At 67.9% G+C, this 14847-nt stretch carries 16 protein-coding genes; 6 read left to right on the top strand and 10 right to left on the bottom strand.

All coding sequences use genetic code 11. From position 1 onward, the window contains the following. Window positions 1-15: 15 nt before the first annotated feature. The 5 genes from argF to argC are packed head-to-tail and all read right to left on the bottom strand — an operon-like array spanning window position 16 to window position 5408. On the bottom strand, window positions 16-972 hold the full coding sequence (gene argF, locus ACFQ9K_RS32655) for an ornithine carbamoyltransferase (protein WP_378721568.1): 957 nt from the start codon (window positions 970-972) through the stop codon (window positions 16-18). Further along, window positions 969-2192 (bottom strand): acetylornithine transaminase, encoded by a 1224-nt coding sequence (locus ACFQ9K_RS32650; RefSeq protein ID WP_378721567.1) that lies wholly within the window; start codon window positions 2190-2192, stop codon window positions 969-971. Before ACFQ9K_RS32650 ends, argF begins: the two co-directional genes overlap by 4 nt. After that, window positions 2192-3121: an acetylglutamate kinase gene (gene argB / locus ACFQ9K_RS32645; RefSeq protein WP_378721566.1), complete on the bottom strand. Its 930-nt coding sequence runs from the start codon at window positions 3119-3121 to the stop codon at window positions 2192-2194. Before argB ends, ACFQ9K_RS32650 begins: the two co-directional genes overlap by 1 nt. Continuing rightward, a complete protein-coding gene (gene argJ, locus ACFQ9K_RS32640; protein ID WP_378721565.1) occupies window positions 3118-4338 on the bottom strand; it encodes a bifunctional glutamate N-acetyltransferase/amino-acid acetyltransferase ArgJ in 1221 nt (406 codons plus the stop codon). Before argJ ends, argB begins: the two co-directional genes overlap by 4 nt. After that, window positions 4335-5408 (bottom strand): N-acetyl-gamma-glutamyl-phosphate reductase, encoded by a 1074-nt coding sequence (gene argC, locus ACFQ9K_RS32635; RefSeq protein WP_378721564.1) that lies wholly within the window; start codon window positions 5406-5408, stop codon window positions 4335-4337. Before argC ends, argJ begins: the two co-directional genes overlap by 4 nt. A 172-nt stretch (window positions 5409-5580) precedes the next feature. Between argC and ACFQ9K_RS32630 the strand changes: the two genes are divergently transcribed. After that, on the top strand, window positions 5581-6051 hold the full coding sequence (locus ACFQ9K_RS32630) for a YfbM family protein (protein WP_378721563.1): 471 nt from the start codon (window positions 5581-5583) through the stop codon (window positions 6049-6051). Here the strand turns inward: ACFQ9K_RS32630 and ACFQ9K_RS32625 are convergent, their stop codons facing one another. From ACFQ9K_RS32625 to ACFQ9K_RS32615, 3 genes are all read right to left on the bottom strand, one after another. Beyond that, window positions 6052-6603 carry a dihydrofolate reductase family protein gene (locus ACFQ9K_RS32625; RefSeq protein WP_378721562.1) on the bottom strand — a complete coding sequence of 184 codons (552 nt, stop codon included), beginning with the start codon at window positions 6601-6603 and terminating at the stop codon, window positions 6052-6054. Between the two features lie 165 nt (window positions 6604-6768). Beyond that, window positions 6769-7638, bottom strand: a complete 870-nt coding sequence (locus ACFQ9K_RS32620; protein ID WP_378721561.1) for a sugar nucleotide-binding protein — start codon at window positions 7636-7638, stop codon at window positions 6769-6771. A 171-nt stretch (window positions 7639-7809) separates the two neighbouring features. Further along, window positions 7810-8622: a MurR/RpiR family transcriptional regulator gene (locus ACFQ9K_RS32615; RefSeq protein WP_378721578.1), complete on the bottom strand. Its 813-nt coding sequence runs from the start codon at window positions 8620-8622 to the stop codon at window positions 7810-7812. Window positions 8623-8791: 169 nt separating this feature from the next. Here ACFQ9K_RS32615 and ACFQ9K_RS32610 point away from each other — a divergent pair, with 169 nt between their 5' ends. Further along, window positions 8792-9676, top strand: coding sequence for an EamA family transporter (locus ACFQ9K_RS32610; RefSeq protein ID WP_378721560.1), 885 nt, complete (start codon window positions 8792-8794; stop codon window positions 9674-9676). A gap of 24 nt (window positions 9677-9700) precedes the next feature. On the opposite strand, the gene ACFQ9K_RS32605 is transcribed toward ACFQ9K_RS32610, so the two are convergent. Together ACFQ9K_RS32605 and ACFQ9K_RS32600 are read right to left on the bottom strand one after the other, a co-directional pair. Continuing rightward, window positions 9701-9976: a hypothetical protein gene (locus tag ACFQ9K_RS32605; protein WP_378721559.1), complete on the bottom strand. Its 276-nt coding sequence runs from the start codon at window positions 9974-9976 to the stop codon at window positions 9701-9703. Window positions 9977-10041: 65 nt separating this feature from the next. Continuing rightward, a complete protein-coding gene (locus ACFQ9K_RS32600; RefSeq protein ID WP_378721557.1) occupies window positions 10042-10491 on the bottom strand; it encodes a MarR family winged helix-turn-helix transcriptional regulator in 450 nt (149 codons plus the stop codon). Window positions 10492-10588: 97 nt separating this feature from the next. Here ACFQ9K_RS32600 and ACFQ9K_RS32595 point away from each other — a divergent pair, with 97 nt between their 5' ends. From ACFQ9K_RS32595 to ACFQ9K_RS32580, 4 genes are all read left to right on the top strand, one after another. Next, window positions 10589-11158 (top strand): NADPH-dependent FMN reductase, encoded by a 570-nt coding sequence (locus tag ACFQ9K_RS32595; protein WP_378721556.1) that lies wholly within the window; start codon window positions 10589-10591, stop codon window positions 11156-11158. Continuing rightward, window positions 11155-12066: an NAD(P)-dependent oxidoreductase gene (locus ACFQ9K_RS32590; RefSeq protein WP_378983990.1), complete on the top strand. Its 912-nt coding sequence runs from the start codon at window positions 11155-11157 to the stop codon at window positions 12064-12066. Before ACFQ9K_RS32595 ends, ACFQ9K_RS32590 begins: the two co-directional genes overlap by 4 nt. 278 nt (window positions 12067-12344) lie before the next feature. Next, entirely contained in the window at window positions 12345-13412 is a 1068-nt protein-coding gene (locus ACFQ9K_RS32585) for a polyprenyl synthetase family protein (protein ID WP_378721554.1), read from the top strand. 22 nt (window positions 13413-13434) lie between these two features. Beyond that, a complete protein-coding gene (locus ACFQ9K_RS32580) occupies window positions 13435-14820 on the top strand; it encodes a cytochrome P450 (RefSeq protein WP_378721553.1) in 1386 nt (461 codons plus the stop codon). Window positions 14821-14847: the final 27 nt, after the last annotated feature.

The following is a 14847-nucleotide window of genomic DNA, read 5'->3' as shown; positions in this document are numbered from 1 at the left end:
ATCGGTCGCACTCCATCACGACAAACCACCATTTCGCTTGGCCAGCAACCACACCAGCAGCGCCTTCTGCGCGTGCAACCGATTCTCCGCCTCGTCCCACACGACGCTGTGCGGACCGTCGAGAACCTCGTCGGTGACCTCTTCGCCGCGATGCGCGGGCAGGCAGTGCAGCACGACGGCGTCCGGTTGCGCGTGCGCGAGCAGTTCGGCGTTCACCTGGAACGGACGAAACGGGCCGACCCGGTCGAGACCGTCGTTCTCCTGCCCCATCGAGGTCCAGGTGTCGGTCACCAGCGCGTCCGCGCCGTCGGCCGCGGCGATCGGATCACCGGTCAGCGTGATGGTGGCGCCGGTGTCGGCGGCCCGCTTGCGGGCGGCCTCCAGGATCCACGGCAGCGGCTCGAAACCCGCCGGCGCGGCGATGGTTACGTTCAGGCCCGCCGTCACGCCGCCGAGCAGCAGCGAGTGCGCCATGTTGTTCGCGCCGTCACCGAAGTAGGTGAGGTTGCGCCCGGCCAGGTTTCCCTTGCGCTCGACCAGCGTCTGCAAGTCGGCGAGCACCTGACACGGGTGGAACTCGTTGGACAGCGCGTTCACCACCGGAACCGTTGCGGTCAAGGACATTTCGTCGAGCCGAGACTGCTCGAAGGTGCGCCACACGATCGCGTCCACGTAGCGCGAGAGCACCGTTCCGGTGTCGCCGAGGGTCTCCTCGCGGCCGAGTTGGGTGTCGCGCCCGTCCACCACCACCGCGTGCCCGCCGAGCTGGGCGATGCCCACCTCGAAGGAGAACCGGGTGCGGGTGGAGTTCTTCTCGAAGATCACCCCGACGCCGCGCGGCCCCTCCAGCGGGCGCCGGGAGAACGGCGCCTGCTTGAGTTCGGCCGCGAGGGTGAGGATCTCGGCCTGCTCGGCCGGGCTCACATCGTCGTCGCGGAGGAAGTGCCGTACCGCGTGCTGTGCTGAAGTCATTGCGCCGCAGCCTCCTTCGCATCTAGGGTCGCCGCGTCCAGAATTCCCGGCAGATCGGCGACGAAGTTGTCGGCCTGGGTTTCGGTGAGGATCAGCGGCGGCGCGAGCCGGATCACGTTGGGCTTGGCCGGATTCACCAGGTAGCCCGCCGCCCTGGCGCGCGCCTCGACGTGCGCGGACGCGTCGTCGGTGAGCACCACGCCGAGCAGCAGCCCGGCTCCGCGCACGTGATCGATCAGCGGATGCTCCAGCAGTTCGATGCCGTCGGCGAGCCGCTTGCCGACCGACTCGACATGCGCGAGCAGCCCCTCGTCATCGATGGTGCGCAGCACCGCGAGCGCGGCCGCCGCGCAGACCGGGTTGCCACCGAAGGTGGTGCCGTGCAGGCCAGGGGTGAGCAGTTCGGCGGCGCGGCCGGTGGCCAGCACCGCGCCGATCGGCAGCCCGCCGCCGAGCCCCTTGGCCAGCGTGATCACGTCGGGCACGATGCCGACGGCCTGGTGCGCGTAGAACTTTCCGGTCCGGCCGATGCCGGTCTGCACCTCGTCGAGGATCAGCAGCGCGCCGTGCCTGCTGGTGATCTCGCGGGCCTTGGCCAGGTAGTCGATCGGCGGGACGACGACGCCGCTCTCGCCCATCATCGGTTCCAGGAACACCGCGGCGGTGTCCTCGTCCACCACGGCTGCCAGCGCCGCGGCGTCGCCGTAGGGCACGTGCACGACGCCGGCCGGCATCGGCTCGAACGGCGTGCGCTTGGCCGCCTGCCCGGTGAGCGCGAGCGCGCCCATGGTCCGGCCGTGGAACGCCTCCTCGCAGGCGACGATCTTGCGCCGCCCGGTCAGCCGCGCGATCTTGAACGCGGCCTCGTTGGCCTCGGTGCCCGAGTTGCAGAAGAACGCGCGGCCGCTGTGGCCCGCCTCCGAGGAACCGTCGCCGAAGTGCGCCAGCAGCCGCTCGGCCAGCTCGACGGTCGGCTGGTTGATGTAGAGGTTCGAGGTGTGCCCGAGCGTGCCGAGCTGCTCGGTGACCGCGGCCAGGATGGCCGGGTGCGCGTGGCCGAGGCTGTTGACCGCGATGCCGCCGAGGAAGTCGACGTAGCGGTTGCCATCCGCGTCGTAGACCACCGCGCCGGCGCCGCGCACCAGCGCGAGCTTCGGGGTGCCGTAGTTGTTCATCATCGCGGCGCTCCACCGCGTCTGAAGGTCTTGGTCTGTGCTCATTATTTCGTTCCGTCCAGCGAGCCAACCCCATTCGAGGACGGGGCGGGCGTCACCATCGTTCCGATTCCTTCTCCGGTGAACAGTTCCAGCAGCATGGCGTGCGGCACGCGACCGTCGATGACGTGCGCGGTCGGCACCCCGCCCTGCACAGCGCGCAGGCAGGCCTCCATCTTGGGCACCATGCCCGCGTCCAGGCGGGGCAGCAACTCGGCCAGCGCCGCCGTATCGATGCGGGTGATCAGCGAGCTGCGGTCGGGCCAGTCGGTGTAGAGACCCTCGACATCGGTCAGCACGACCAGCTTCTCGGCGCCGATGCCCTGGGCGAGCGCCGCGGCCGCGGTGTCGGCGTTGATGTTGTGCACCACGCCGTCCGCGTCCGGCGCGATGGTGGACACCACCGGGATGCGGCCCGCGCCGATCAGATCGAGCACCGCGTCCGGGTTCACCGAGGTGACGTCGCCGACCAGGCCGATGTCGGTCGGCACGCCGTCCACCTCGACGGTGCGGCGGGTGGCGGTGAACAGGTTCGCGTCCTCGCCGGAGATGCCGACCGCGTACGGGCCGTGTGCGTTGATCAGCCCGACCAATTCCCGCCCGACCTGGCCGAACAACACCATCCGCACGACATCCATCACCTCCGGGGTGGTCACCCGGAAGCCGCCGCGGAACTCGCCTTCCAGGCCGAGCCGCTTCAGCATCGCGCTGATCTGCGGGCCGCCGCCGTGCACCACCACCGGGTGCACGCCGACCGTGCGCAGGAAGGCCATGTCGGCGGCGAAGGCGCGCTCGAGCTCCGGGTCGACCATGGCGTTGCCGCCGAACTTCACCACCACGATCTTGTCCCGGAACTTCTGCAACCAGGGCAGCGCGTCGGCCAGGACGTGCGCCTTGTCCAGCGCCGAGAGTTCGTGGCGGAGTTGGCCGGTCATGAGCTGTAGGCCGAATTCTCTTCGACGTAGCCGTGCGAGAGGTCGGTGGTGCGGATAGTGGCCTGCGCGTCACCGACATTCAGGTCGATGCGCACCTCGATGTCCATCCCGGACAGGTCGACGTCGCGGGCGCCGGGCGCGCCGACGCCGTCGACGCAGACCGGGCTTCCGTTGAACGACACCGAGATCCGATTCGGATCCAGGGTCACCGGGGCCATGCCGACCGCGGCGAGCACCCGGCCCCAGTTCGGGTCGGAGCCGAACAGCGCCGTCTTCACCAGGCTGTCGCGGGCGACGGTGCGGGCCGCGGCCACCGCCTCCGCTTCGCTCACCGCGCCGGTGACCGTCACCAGCACCCGCTTGGTGACCCCCTCGGCGTCCGACATCAGTTGCGCGGCAAGGTCGTCGCAGACCGCGAGCACGGCGGCGTCGAGGTCGGCCTGGCTCGGGGTGACCTCGCTCGCGCCGTTGGCGAGCAGCAGCACGGTGTCGTTGGTCGAGCACGAACCGTCGACATCGAGCCGGTCGAAGGTGCGGCCGGTCGCGTTGCGCAGCGCCCGATCCAGCTGGTCGGCGGTGACGGCGGCGTCGGTGGTCAGTACCACGAGCATGGTGGCCAGCGAGGGGGCCAGCATGCCGGCGCCCTTGGCCATACCGCCGACGTTCCACTTGTCCCGGTGGTGGAACGCGGCCTCCTTCGGCACCGTGTCGGTGGTCATGATGGCGTGGGCCGCGTCGAGGCCGCCGGAGAGGCCGCCGCCCATCTCGTGCACGATCTCGGTGATCGCGGGCACCAGCTTGTCCATCGGCAGGCGGTCGCCGATCAGGCCGGTCGAGCAGACGGCGATCTCGCCGGCGCCGGTCTCGGAGCCCCAGTTGCTCAGTGCGGCAGCGAGTTCCTCGGCGGTCTGGTGCGTGTCCTGGAAACCGGCAGGACCGGTACACGCGTTGGCGCCGCCGGAGTTGAGGATCACCGCGCGCAGACGGCCGCCGGAGAGCACCTGCTGCGACCACAGCACCGGGGCGGCCTTCACCTTGTTGCGGGTGAACACGCCGGCGGCCGCGTAGTCCGGGCCCTCGTTGAAAACCAGGGCGAGGTCGGGCTTTCCGCTCGCCTTGATGCCCGCGGCGATGCCGGCCGCACGGAAACCGAGCGGGCCGGTCACGCCCTGGTTCCGCACCAGCTTGCCGGTTTCGATCGAGGCGGATGTCGTCACGGTGCCACTCCTACGGTGGAAAGTCCTGCGGTCTCGTCGAATCCGACGGCCAGGTTCATGGATTGCACCGCGGCGCCCGCGGTGCCCTTGGTCAAGTTGTCGATCGCGCCGATTACCACGAGCAGGCCCGCGTCGGCGTCCACCGCCACCTGCAGGGTGACGGCGTTGGAACCGAGCACCGAACCGGTCTGCGGCAGTACGCCTTCCGGCAGCAGGTGCACGAAAGGCTCTTCGGCGTATGCCTTTTCGTAGACCGCGCGTGCCTGCGCGGGGTCGACGGTGGTCGGCGCCGTGCAGGTCGCCAGGATGCCGCGCGGCATCGGCGCGAGCACCGGGGTGAACGAGACGGCGACGTCGAGTCCGCCCGCCGCGGAAAGGTTCTGGGTGATCTCGGGGGTGTGCCGGTGCGCGCCCGCGATGCCGTAGGCCCGCGCCGAACCCATCACCTCGGAACCGAGCAGCCCCACATCGAGCTTGCGGCCGGCCCCCGACGTTCCGCTCACCGCGACGACATTGACCCGCGGTTCGACGATGCCGGCCGCGATGGCGGGGGCGAGCGCGAGGCTGGCCACGGTCGGATAACAGCCGGGCACCGCGATCCGGCTCGCGCCGCGCAGCTTCTCCCGGCCGCCGGGCAGCTCGGGCAGGCCGTACGGCCAGCTGCCCGCGTGCTCGCTGCCGTAGTACTTCGCCCACGCCGCCGCGTCGGTCAGCCGGAAGTCGGCGCCGCAATCGATGATCACGGTCGACTCGGGCAGCTGCCGCGCGATCGCCGCGGACTGGCCGTGCGGCAGGCCGAGGAACACCACATCGTGCCCGGCCAATTCCTCGACACTCGTCGGCGCGAGCACCCGATCGGCGAGGGGCAGCAGATGCGGCTGCAACTCCCCGAGCAGGCTGCCCGCGTTCGCCCCCGCGGTCAGCGCCCCGAGCTCGAGGCGCCCGGCGCGATACGCCGGATGCCCCAGCAGCAGCCGCAACACTTCCCCGCCCGCGTACCCACTCGCCCCGGCCACCGCAACCCGCAACGCAGGCCCGTCCGGCTCCGGCGCGTGCACCGAATCAACCATGTGATGATTATGCACGACCATGCAAGCTCATTCACCACGTGGGGTGGTGCGGTGTCCCCCGATGCTACGGAGCGGTGCGGGTGGCCCGCTCGACGGAGGAGCGCGACTTGTCGGACGTCACCGCTACCCTGCTCCGAAAGGCACTGCACGAGACGGCGATCGGGGTTGGCAGATGGGCATGGTGGTCTCGTTCACTCGGGTGACGAGTGCGGAGCTGGCAAGGATCAAGGCCGCCCCGTACGACGCGAGCGCCATCATCGATGCCCGCCCGAACACCCGCGGCGAACCCAGCGGTTATATCGACAAGGCATGGGGCGGCCTCGAGTACCTGTTCGAGCACGCCCACATCGGCGTCGACCTGTTCGCCGACGGCGAGCTGATCGACGAAGACCGCATGCTCTATGCCTGGTCCGCCGACCTGGTCGGCGCCACCGCCGAGCAACTACGCGTCACCCCGTTCGCCACGCTGGCCGAACATTTCGACGCCGAAGACATGGACGACTCCGGCGTCTACCCGAATATCTGGGTCCGCGACGGCGACGAACTCGGCCTGGGATACCTCAGCCTCAACTACGCCGAACTGATCCGTTTCTTCGAGTTCGCCGCCAAGTCCCGCTCCGCCGCGATCATGAGCTTCGGGTAGTCAGTCGACGAGATAGCGCTGCCACGTCACGGCGTCGAACTGCTTCGTCTCGGCCAACCGAAGGTGGATGCGCTTGTCCAGCGCGGGGAAGAACGGGGTGCCGCCGCCGAGCACTACCGGCGCGATGAACATCTGATACTCATCGATGAGACCGTGCGGCATCAACGAGGCCGCGAGGCTCGCGCCGCCGACCTCCATGACACCGTCGCCGCCCGCCTTGAGTCTGCGCACCTCCTCGACCGCGTTCTCGCTGACCAGGGTGCTGTTCCAGTGGACCTCGGTGAGCGTCCGGGAGAACACGACCTTCGGCTTCGCCGTCCAGAGTCCGGCGAACTCCCGCTGGACCGGCGGCACATCCGCGGGCACGTGCGGCCAGTACTCGGCCATCAGCTCGTACAGGCGACGGCCGTGCAGCGAGAGCTCGAGCGAGCGATAGCGATCATTATGGAACTGGTGCAGTTCGTCGTCCGGGTCGGACCAGTCGATGCTCCCGTCACGGTCATTGATGTAGCCGTCCAAAGACACGGTGAACCCGTAGATCAATTTCCTCATGACCAGGCAGACCTCCTCCGCACGCGAAACTCATCGGTGGACACCGGCGACAGTGACGGATGCGCCTCGGCCCACCCCGGGCAGCAGGCGTCGACTTCAACGAAAGCCCTTGCCAGGCAAGCCCGTTCGGAAATGCAACAGGCTTGCCTTCGCGGCAACCGTCGGTCAGCGATAGGACCCGTTGGTGAGATCCGAGATGACTTCGGGGCCTTCGGGTTTCCAGTTCAGCTGTTCGATTCCGGCCTGCCCGGTGATGGTCTGGCTCAGCGCAAGGGCGTCGGCGAAGGGCGCGCCCAGCTCGGCCCGGGCTTCCTCGAGTGGCCAGACCTTCGTGGCGCCGGTGACCCCGGCCACCTGGGCCGCGGCCGTGGCCAAGTCGGCGACCGGGACCGCGGGCTGGCTGACACCGTGCCAGATCGAACCCGCCGCAGCCGCGTGCACGACCTTCGCGAACAGGTCGGCCAGGTCGTCGACATGCACCATGGGCCACACGACCGAGTCGTCGGCGACGATCACCGGCGCCTCGTGCTTGCGGGCCAGATCGACCAGCAGAGCCGGGATTCCGCCGCCGCGGCCGTGGACGATGCCGGGGCGGATGACGGCCGCGCGGACGCCCGCCTCGGCGAGCGCGAGGACCTGGCGTTCGATCTCGGGACGGTACCCGACGATGGGAATCGGGTTGGTGGGCGAGGTTTCGTCGGCACCGTCGGTCGCGCCCAGCACCCAGACTCCGCTGGTGTAGACGAACGGCCTGCCGGTACCGCGCAGCGGATCGGTGAGCGCGGCGACCGCGGCCGCGTCCACCGCGGCGTCGCCGCTGGGAGTCGCCAGGTTGACGACGGCGTCGATATCGGAGGTGACCGCGTCGGTCAGCGACGCGGGATCGGCGAGATCACCCGTGCGGGTCGCATACCCACTCGCGCCGGTGTCGGCGCCGGGCCGCCCGAGTGCCACGATGTCGTCGCCCAGGGACGACAAGTGTTCGGCGACAGCGGAACCCACATACCCGCTCGCTCCGATCAGTAGTACTCGCACGAAATCTCCTCACTGTTTGCAGCAACCGTTCAGGCAACCGGCCTGATCGATACCCCCGCACGGTATTACATCGGCCCAGACTCGATCAACCGCTTCGCCACCCTTTGCCATCGATCATCCGGCGCGAATCGAGCGATCGGCGAGCAGGTGACGGTTTCGGGTAGCGGCCGATCAGAGGCTGCGGGTTTCCGTGATCTCAGCGGCGATATCGAGGGCGCGGCGGGCCCGGGGCAGATTCGCCAGGCTGATCGCGGCGTGGAGGATGTCGACGACCGCCAGGTGAGCGAGTCGGCTACTCGCGGCGGCCATGTGCAGACCGAGGTCGGGTCCTCCCGCGACGAGTAGCGCGGTGGCCCGGTCGGCGAGCGGGGAGGAGGCGAAGCTGGTGATCGCCACGATGCTCGCCCCGGCACTCGCGGCGGCATCGACCACAGAGAGGGTCTCGGCGCTGTGCCCACTGTGGCTGATCGCTACCAGCGTTGAGTTCGGGTTCAGCAATCGCGCTTGAAGCTGTGCCGTGCGGACGTCCCGAGGGGCGCTGACGCGATATCCGATGGCCGTCCACCGGTAAGCGGCGTCGGCGGCGGACGCGGCCGAAGTCCCCACGCCGAAGACGAGAATCGTGTCGGCAGGAGTCAATAGCGCGGCGGCGCGGCCGATCGCCTCCGTATCGAGCGTGGCACGCGCGGCACTGATGCTGTCGGCGTGGCTGGTCAGCACCAGCTCGCAGATCTCGTCCACCGTGGACCTGTCGGTCAGTTTCTCCGGCGGGCCTGAATCAGGGCGCAGCGCAAGATCTTTCACGAGCGCGTGTTTGAGCTCGCCGAACCCCTGAAAGCCTGCGGCACGCGCTGCGCGAACGATGGTGGCCGGCGAGACTCCGGCTCGCTCGGCAACTTCGTTGGTGGTGGCTGATTGCACGAACGCCGCGTCGCTGAGCACCAAGCGCAACACCTTCGCGTCGCTGGGACGCAGCCCGGGCATCAGGGCAGCGAGTGCGGCGCGCAAGCCGCCAGGAACATCTGTGCGCCTGGCGGTTTGGTGGCTGACGCCAGCATCGGAAACCATGTTTCATATGCTAGCTTCATCTTGAAACTGAGTTTCCCACGGTGGTGGGAGTGGTCGTCTGCGCATGCGTCGAACCGCAGGAGCCGTGACGGGAAAGGCTGTCGTGCAAGCCCTCTCACTTGCGATGCTGTTGTCCGCCGCTGTCCTGCACGCCGCCTGGAACTTCGCCGCCAAGCGGGTCGGCGCCGGCGGCGCGATCTTCGTCTGGTGGTACTACACGATTTCGGCTGCCCTGTGTGTGCCATTCGCGATCGGTGATCTGCTGGTCGAAGACGTGCGGCCGCAGTTGTGGTGGGCCGTTGCCTCGGTCGGGACCGCCGTACTGCATGTCGGCTACGGCATCGTTCTGCAACGCGGCTATGCCGTGGGCGACATGTCCGTGGTGTATCCGTTGGCCAGAGGCACCGGGCCGTTGGTGTCGGTGGTCGTAGCCGTGCTGCTGTTCGGGGAGCGTCCGGGGGTCGTCGGGTTGATCGGAGTTGCCGCAGTCGTTATCGGCGTGGTCGTGATCAGCGCCGGTCCGGCGGCCGAGGGCAAGCCCATCACCGCCAGCGTGGCCTACGGCGTGCTGACGGGTGCAGCGATTGCCGGATACACCCTTTGGGACGCCCACGCGGTCACCACGATCGGAATGCCGCCGATCCTGTACTTCACCGCCGGTTGCCTGGTGCAGAGCGCGATACTCACACCGCACGCGCTCGCCCGCACACACGATGTCGCGCGCCTCTGGTCCGACTATCGCCGCGAGATACTGATCGTCGCAGTGCTCTCACCGCTGGGCTACCTCCTGGTGTTGTTCGCGATGCGGACAACGCCGATCAGCGTGGTCGCCCCCGTCCGCGAACTGAGCATCGTCATCAGCGGACTGGTCGCGTGGCGAGTACTCGGTGAACCGAACCCGGCGCGCCGCCTCCTCGGCGCGGTAATCGTCCTATCCGGAATCGTGGGTATCGCCATAGCCTCCCCGTAGAGGCGTATCGCCACGGAAGACCAACTAGACGTGGCCGATCCGTCGAAGCGCTTGCCGTACCAGCGGACTGACGCGGAACATCTCCTCGGGAGCAGAAGCGTCCGGGCACGCCCAGTACACGAATCGCTGCGCGATTCCTGGCGCCCGCGTGGCCTCCCACACCGCGATCAGAGTCTCGACCAACAACCCGATCCGGTCGGGCGCAGCGTCCCGCGCGCAGGCCAGATCACCTTCGGCCAACTGCGCCACTCGCGACGCCGAATCACCGCCCGGATAGATCACCCGGCTGAAGGTAGCCAACACCGGGATCTTCGGCGATGCAGTTGTTCCTCCGCTGGGTCGCCGGACCGCCCCGCGGCGGGCGCTCAGACCGGAATGGCGTGCTGGGTGACGTAATGCAGGATCAGCGTTTCGATCGATCGACGGAACGATCCCTGCTGCCGGTCGCTCAAAGTGCTTGTCAGATCGCCGATCTCGGTTCGGACCGCCTCGCGCACCAGATGCACGACGGCCCGGCCTGCGGCGGTGACGGTGACATGGACAGCACGCCGGTTTCCGGGGACAGCGATTCGGCGCACCAGGCCGCGCCGCTCGGCCCGATCGACCAGGCCGGTGACGCTGGACTTCTCCAGTTCCAGGATGCCGGCCAGCTGCTGCATTCCGATCTCGCGGTCGTCGAGCACCGCGAGCATGCGCAACTGGGTGACCGATAGCCCCTGTTCGCCGGCGAGGCGGCCCAGAACCGCCTGCAGGATGAACGACAGCTGGATCAGCCCGTCGACCAGGTCCGGCGGGTCGGGTGCGTCAGTGGTCACAGTGGGCCAGGTTAGCTTGATTCGGTTCGCGATACCAACTATTTTGGTTCGTGTCACGAACAGTATGTGGGACGAACAATTGGGGATAGGTGGTCCTGTGCCGGACAAGCAACGCGTCGCGGTCGTCATCGGCAGCACCCGCCCCGCCCGTATCTGCGCCGGTATAGCCACCTGGGCACGCGACGCGCTGCGGGAGAAGGGCGATCTCGACTATGACCTGCTCGATCTCGCCGAGGTCGGGCTGCCGTTCCTGGACGAACCCCGCCGGGCCGCGCTGCAGCAGTACGAGCATGAACACACCCGGGCCTGGAGCCGGCTCGTACAGAGCTACCACGGCTTCCTTTTCGTCTTCCCGCAATACAACTGGGGCTACCCGGGGGTCCTGAAGAACGCACTGGACTACCTCTACTGGGAATGGCGCGACCGGCCCGCGGGCGTGCTGACCTACGGCACCCACGGCGGCAACCGGGGCGCCGAACAGCTCATCGGCGTCCTGCGCGGGCTGCACATGCGACCGCTCGACACCCGCGTCGGAGCCGTCATCGCCGAGCAGGACGTGGACGAAAACGGGCAGCTGCGTGACCTCGACGCCACGCTCGACCCGAACCGGGCACTACTGCGCAAGCTCGGCGCGGAAATGTCGCGCGCACTCGACACCAACTCATGACCGCAGTCCCTGCGGAGAACGGAGAAACAAGCATGACAACTCGCCAGGTGGGCTTCATCGGAGTCGGGAAGATGGGCGGCGCCCTCGCGGGCCGACTGCTCGATGCCGGTTACGACGTCACCGTGTGGAGCCGGAACGCGGCCAAGGCAGACGACCTGCTCGCGCGCGGCGCGACGCGCGCCGACCGGCCCGAGGACGCGATCGCCACCGGAACGGTCTTCTCGATGCTGAGCACCGAGGCGGCGGTGCGTCAGGTCTTCACCGCGGACCGGATCCGCTCCGCGCCAGCGGGTTTCGTGCACATCAATCACGCGACCATCAGCCCGGCTGCGGCGCGCGAGTTCGCCGCGGCCGGCGGGGGCTACCTCAGCGCCCCGGTGATCGGCCGACCCGAGGCGGTGGTCGCCGGGAAGCTCGCCGTGCTGGTCTCGGGTGACCCGGACCTGCGCGCCGCAGCAGCGCCGATGCTCGCCACACTCGGCCGTCGGGTGTGGGACTTCGGCGACGCCGTGGACGCCGCCCCGACGGCGAAGATCGCGGTCAACTATCTGATCCTGCACGCATTGCAGGCACTGTCCGAGTCGATCACCCTGCTGCAGCACGCCGAGCTGAACACGGGACGGTTCGTCGAGATGATCAACGATTCGATCTTCCCGGGCGTGGTGTACAACGGCTACGGCAACGCGATCGCGACGGGCACTTACACGCCGCCAGGGTTCACCACCACCCTGGGTTTGAAGGACCTGAACCTCGCACTGTCCACCGCCGACGAGCTCGGCGTCGACCTGCCGACCGGACCGGCCCTGCAGGACGTGTTCGCGACCGCGGTCGAGCAGATCGGCGCGGATCTCGACTGGGCGAGCGTCGCCGAGGTCACCCGGCAACGGTCCACCGGCCGACCTCGCTGAGCAGCCACCGACCGCTACCACCATCGCGTCGACATCGCGCCCGTCGACCTGGTAGCCACCATTTCCACGTCGAAGCTGCCGCCACTACCGGCGGTCTCCGGCGGCGACACCATGCCGAGAGGCTCCGGACATCGCCAACACCCGGAGCCTCTCCCCCAGGTCCGAGCCTCGGTTGCGTTGGTCTCATTCACCTTGACAACTTCCACTGCGACTAGAACGATTGACTTGATCCTCAGTCAAGTCATTTGGCCTACGATAAAACTCGATAGGAAATCAATATGACCTCGGTGCCGGCGCGTATGCGCTTTCAGGTGGGCGGGCAGCGCTCGCGGAATGACGCACCGGAACTGGATGCCGGTGCGCTCCTCGACACCGCACGCCAACAGGTCGAGCCGCTGTTGCGCGAGGCGGTCGACGGGCTCGCGCCCCCGCTGCGACGAATGGCCGGATATCACTTCGGGTGGTGGGACGTCGAGGGCCGTCCTACCGGCTCGACGCTAGGGAAGGGGTTGCGTGCCGCGGTGACTTTCGCGTCGGCGCGGGCGTGGGGGGCCGACGCCGCGGTGGCGGCGCCGGCGGCGGCAGCGGTGGAGCTGCTGCACAATTTCACGCTGATTCACGACGATGTGATGGATGGCGACCATCTGCGTCGGGGCCGGGCGACGGTGTGGCGCGTGTGGGGTGTCAGTGACGCCGTGCTTCTGGGTGATGCGTTGCATGCCTTGGCGACTCGCGTCCTCATTGATGGTCCGAACCGTGTCGGGGTCCAAGCGGTCGCGCTGCTGGCCTCGACGGCCCTGGACCTGTGCGCGGGTCAGCATTTCGACTGCGCCTGCGAGCATGGCGGCGGCGTCGATGTCGCCGACTACCTGCTGATGGCATCCGGCAAGACCGGCGCGTTGCTCGGTGCCGCGTGTGCGCTGGGCGGGTTGTACGCCGGGGCCGACGACGCCACCGTGGCGGCCTTGGCGACTTATGGCCGGGAGACGGGCATCGCATTCCAAATCATCGACGACCTGCTCGGCATCTGGGGCGATGCGGCGACTACCGGAAAAACACCTGGCAGCGATCTCACGCGGCGAAAACAAACTCTTCCGATTATCGCGGCGCTCGAATCGGACCATCCCGCGGCGGCCGAGCTGGCAGCTCTGTATTTCGATGACCGAGCGCTGAGCAAGGCCGACTTGGCTCGCGTTGCCGAGTTGGTCGAGCAAGCGGGCGGAGTGACCGCGGCACGGCAACTGGCCGAGCGGCATCGACTCGCGGCCATGGCGGCACTGCCCAGTTTCATCAACCCATACGAGCTGCGAATTCTTGGTTCGTCGGCTGTCGACCGCAACCGATAATTCGTTAGGAGTCCGAGGCACGATGCGAGCAGTATTCAGCCAGCACCGAGAACTGCTGAACGGCGGTGTGGAAAATCAGGCGATTCCGACTGTTCCGGGAGCGCTGCCGATAGTCGGACATTCGTTGGCGCTGCTGCGGGACCCGTTGGCGTTCATCTCGGCACTTCCCGCATACGGCGATGTGACGACGATACGAATCGGGACTCTTCCGATGGTGGTGGTGTGCGATCCGCTGCTCACCCGGCAGGTGCTGTTGGAGGACAGCACCTACGACAAGGGCGGACCGGTGATGGACAAAGCCGCCGAGGTGATCGGTGACGGTTTGATCACCTGCCCGCACAGCAAGCATCGACGTCAGCGTCGTCTGTGCCAGGCGGCCTTTCATCCGGACCGGCTCCCCGAATTCGGCGCGGTGTTCGCGCGCGCGGCGACAGAAACAGCGAGTTCCTGGCAGGACGACCAAGTCGTCGACGTCGACAGGGAATTGATGACGATGACAGCAGGCACGGCCGTGCTGACAATGTTCGCCAACACCCTGCCGGAGACGTCGGAACAGATCATTGCCGATTTGGTCACGGTGGTGGAGGGAGCGTTCCGGCGAATGATCACGCCCCCGTTCCTCAACCAGTTCGCCCTGCTGGGAAACCGGCGCTTCGACCAGGCGAACAAACGGTTGCGCAGTGCGGTGACCGACGCCGTCCGCCGACGTCGTGCGGACGACACCGACCACAGCGACCTACTGGCCTTCCTGCAGGAGGCCGTCGATTCCACGGAACACCCGGACAGCGGCGATCGGCTGACGGATATCGAACTGGTCGACCAGATCACCACCTTCTTCGGCGCCGGGACGGAGACGACCGCGAGCACCGTCGCCTGGGCTCTGCACCTGCTTGCCCGGCACCCCGAAATTCAGGACCGGCTTCATCAGGAAATCCAGGACGTCCTGGCCGGTGAACCGATGACTTTCGAGCGTCTGGCCGACATGGAAATGGCGAGTCATGTCGTCAACGAGACTCTCCGGCTTTATCCGCCGGCCTGGCTGCTCACCCGCACAGCCACGAAGGAGACCTTGCTGGGCCGCTTCCGGATTCCGGCCGGGACCACGCTGGCCTACAGTCCCTACATCATTCACCGCAGACCGGATTTGTACGACGATCCCGATCGTTTCGATCCGCTGCGCTGGCGAGGCACCAAGCCTGATCGAACCGCCTTCATTCCGTTCAGTGCCGGAGCCCGCAAGTGCATCGGCGACCGCGTTGCCATCACCCAGGCGACGATGGCATTGATCGCTATTGTCGGCCAGTGGCGCCTGACGCCGCTTCCGGGTCAATCGCTCGCGCCTGCGGTCAAAGCGACCTTGACCCCCCGCCACCTTCGCCTCCGTGTTACGGCGCGCCGATCCCTGTAACCATCCGAGCTGCCCGAATAGAATTGG

The organism is Nocardia sp. NPDC056564, assembly GCF_042793755.1.
Taxonomy (GTDB): domain Bacteria; phylum Actinomycetota; class Actinomycetes; order Mycobacteriales; family Mycobacteriaceae; genus Nocardia.
Note: the sequence above shows the minus strand (reverse complement) of the source record. Positions and strands in the feature narration are given on the sequence as shown.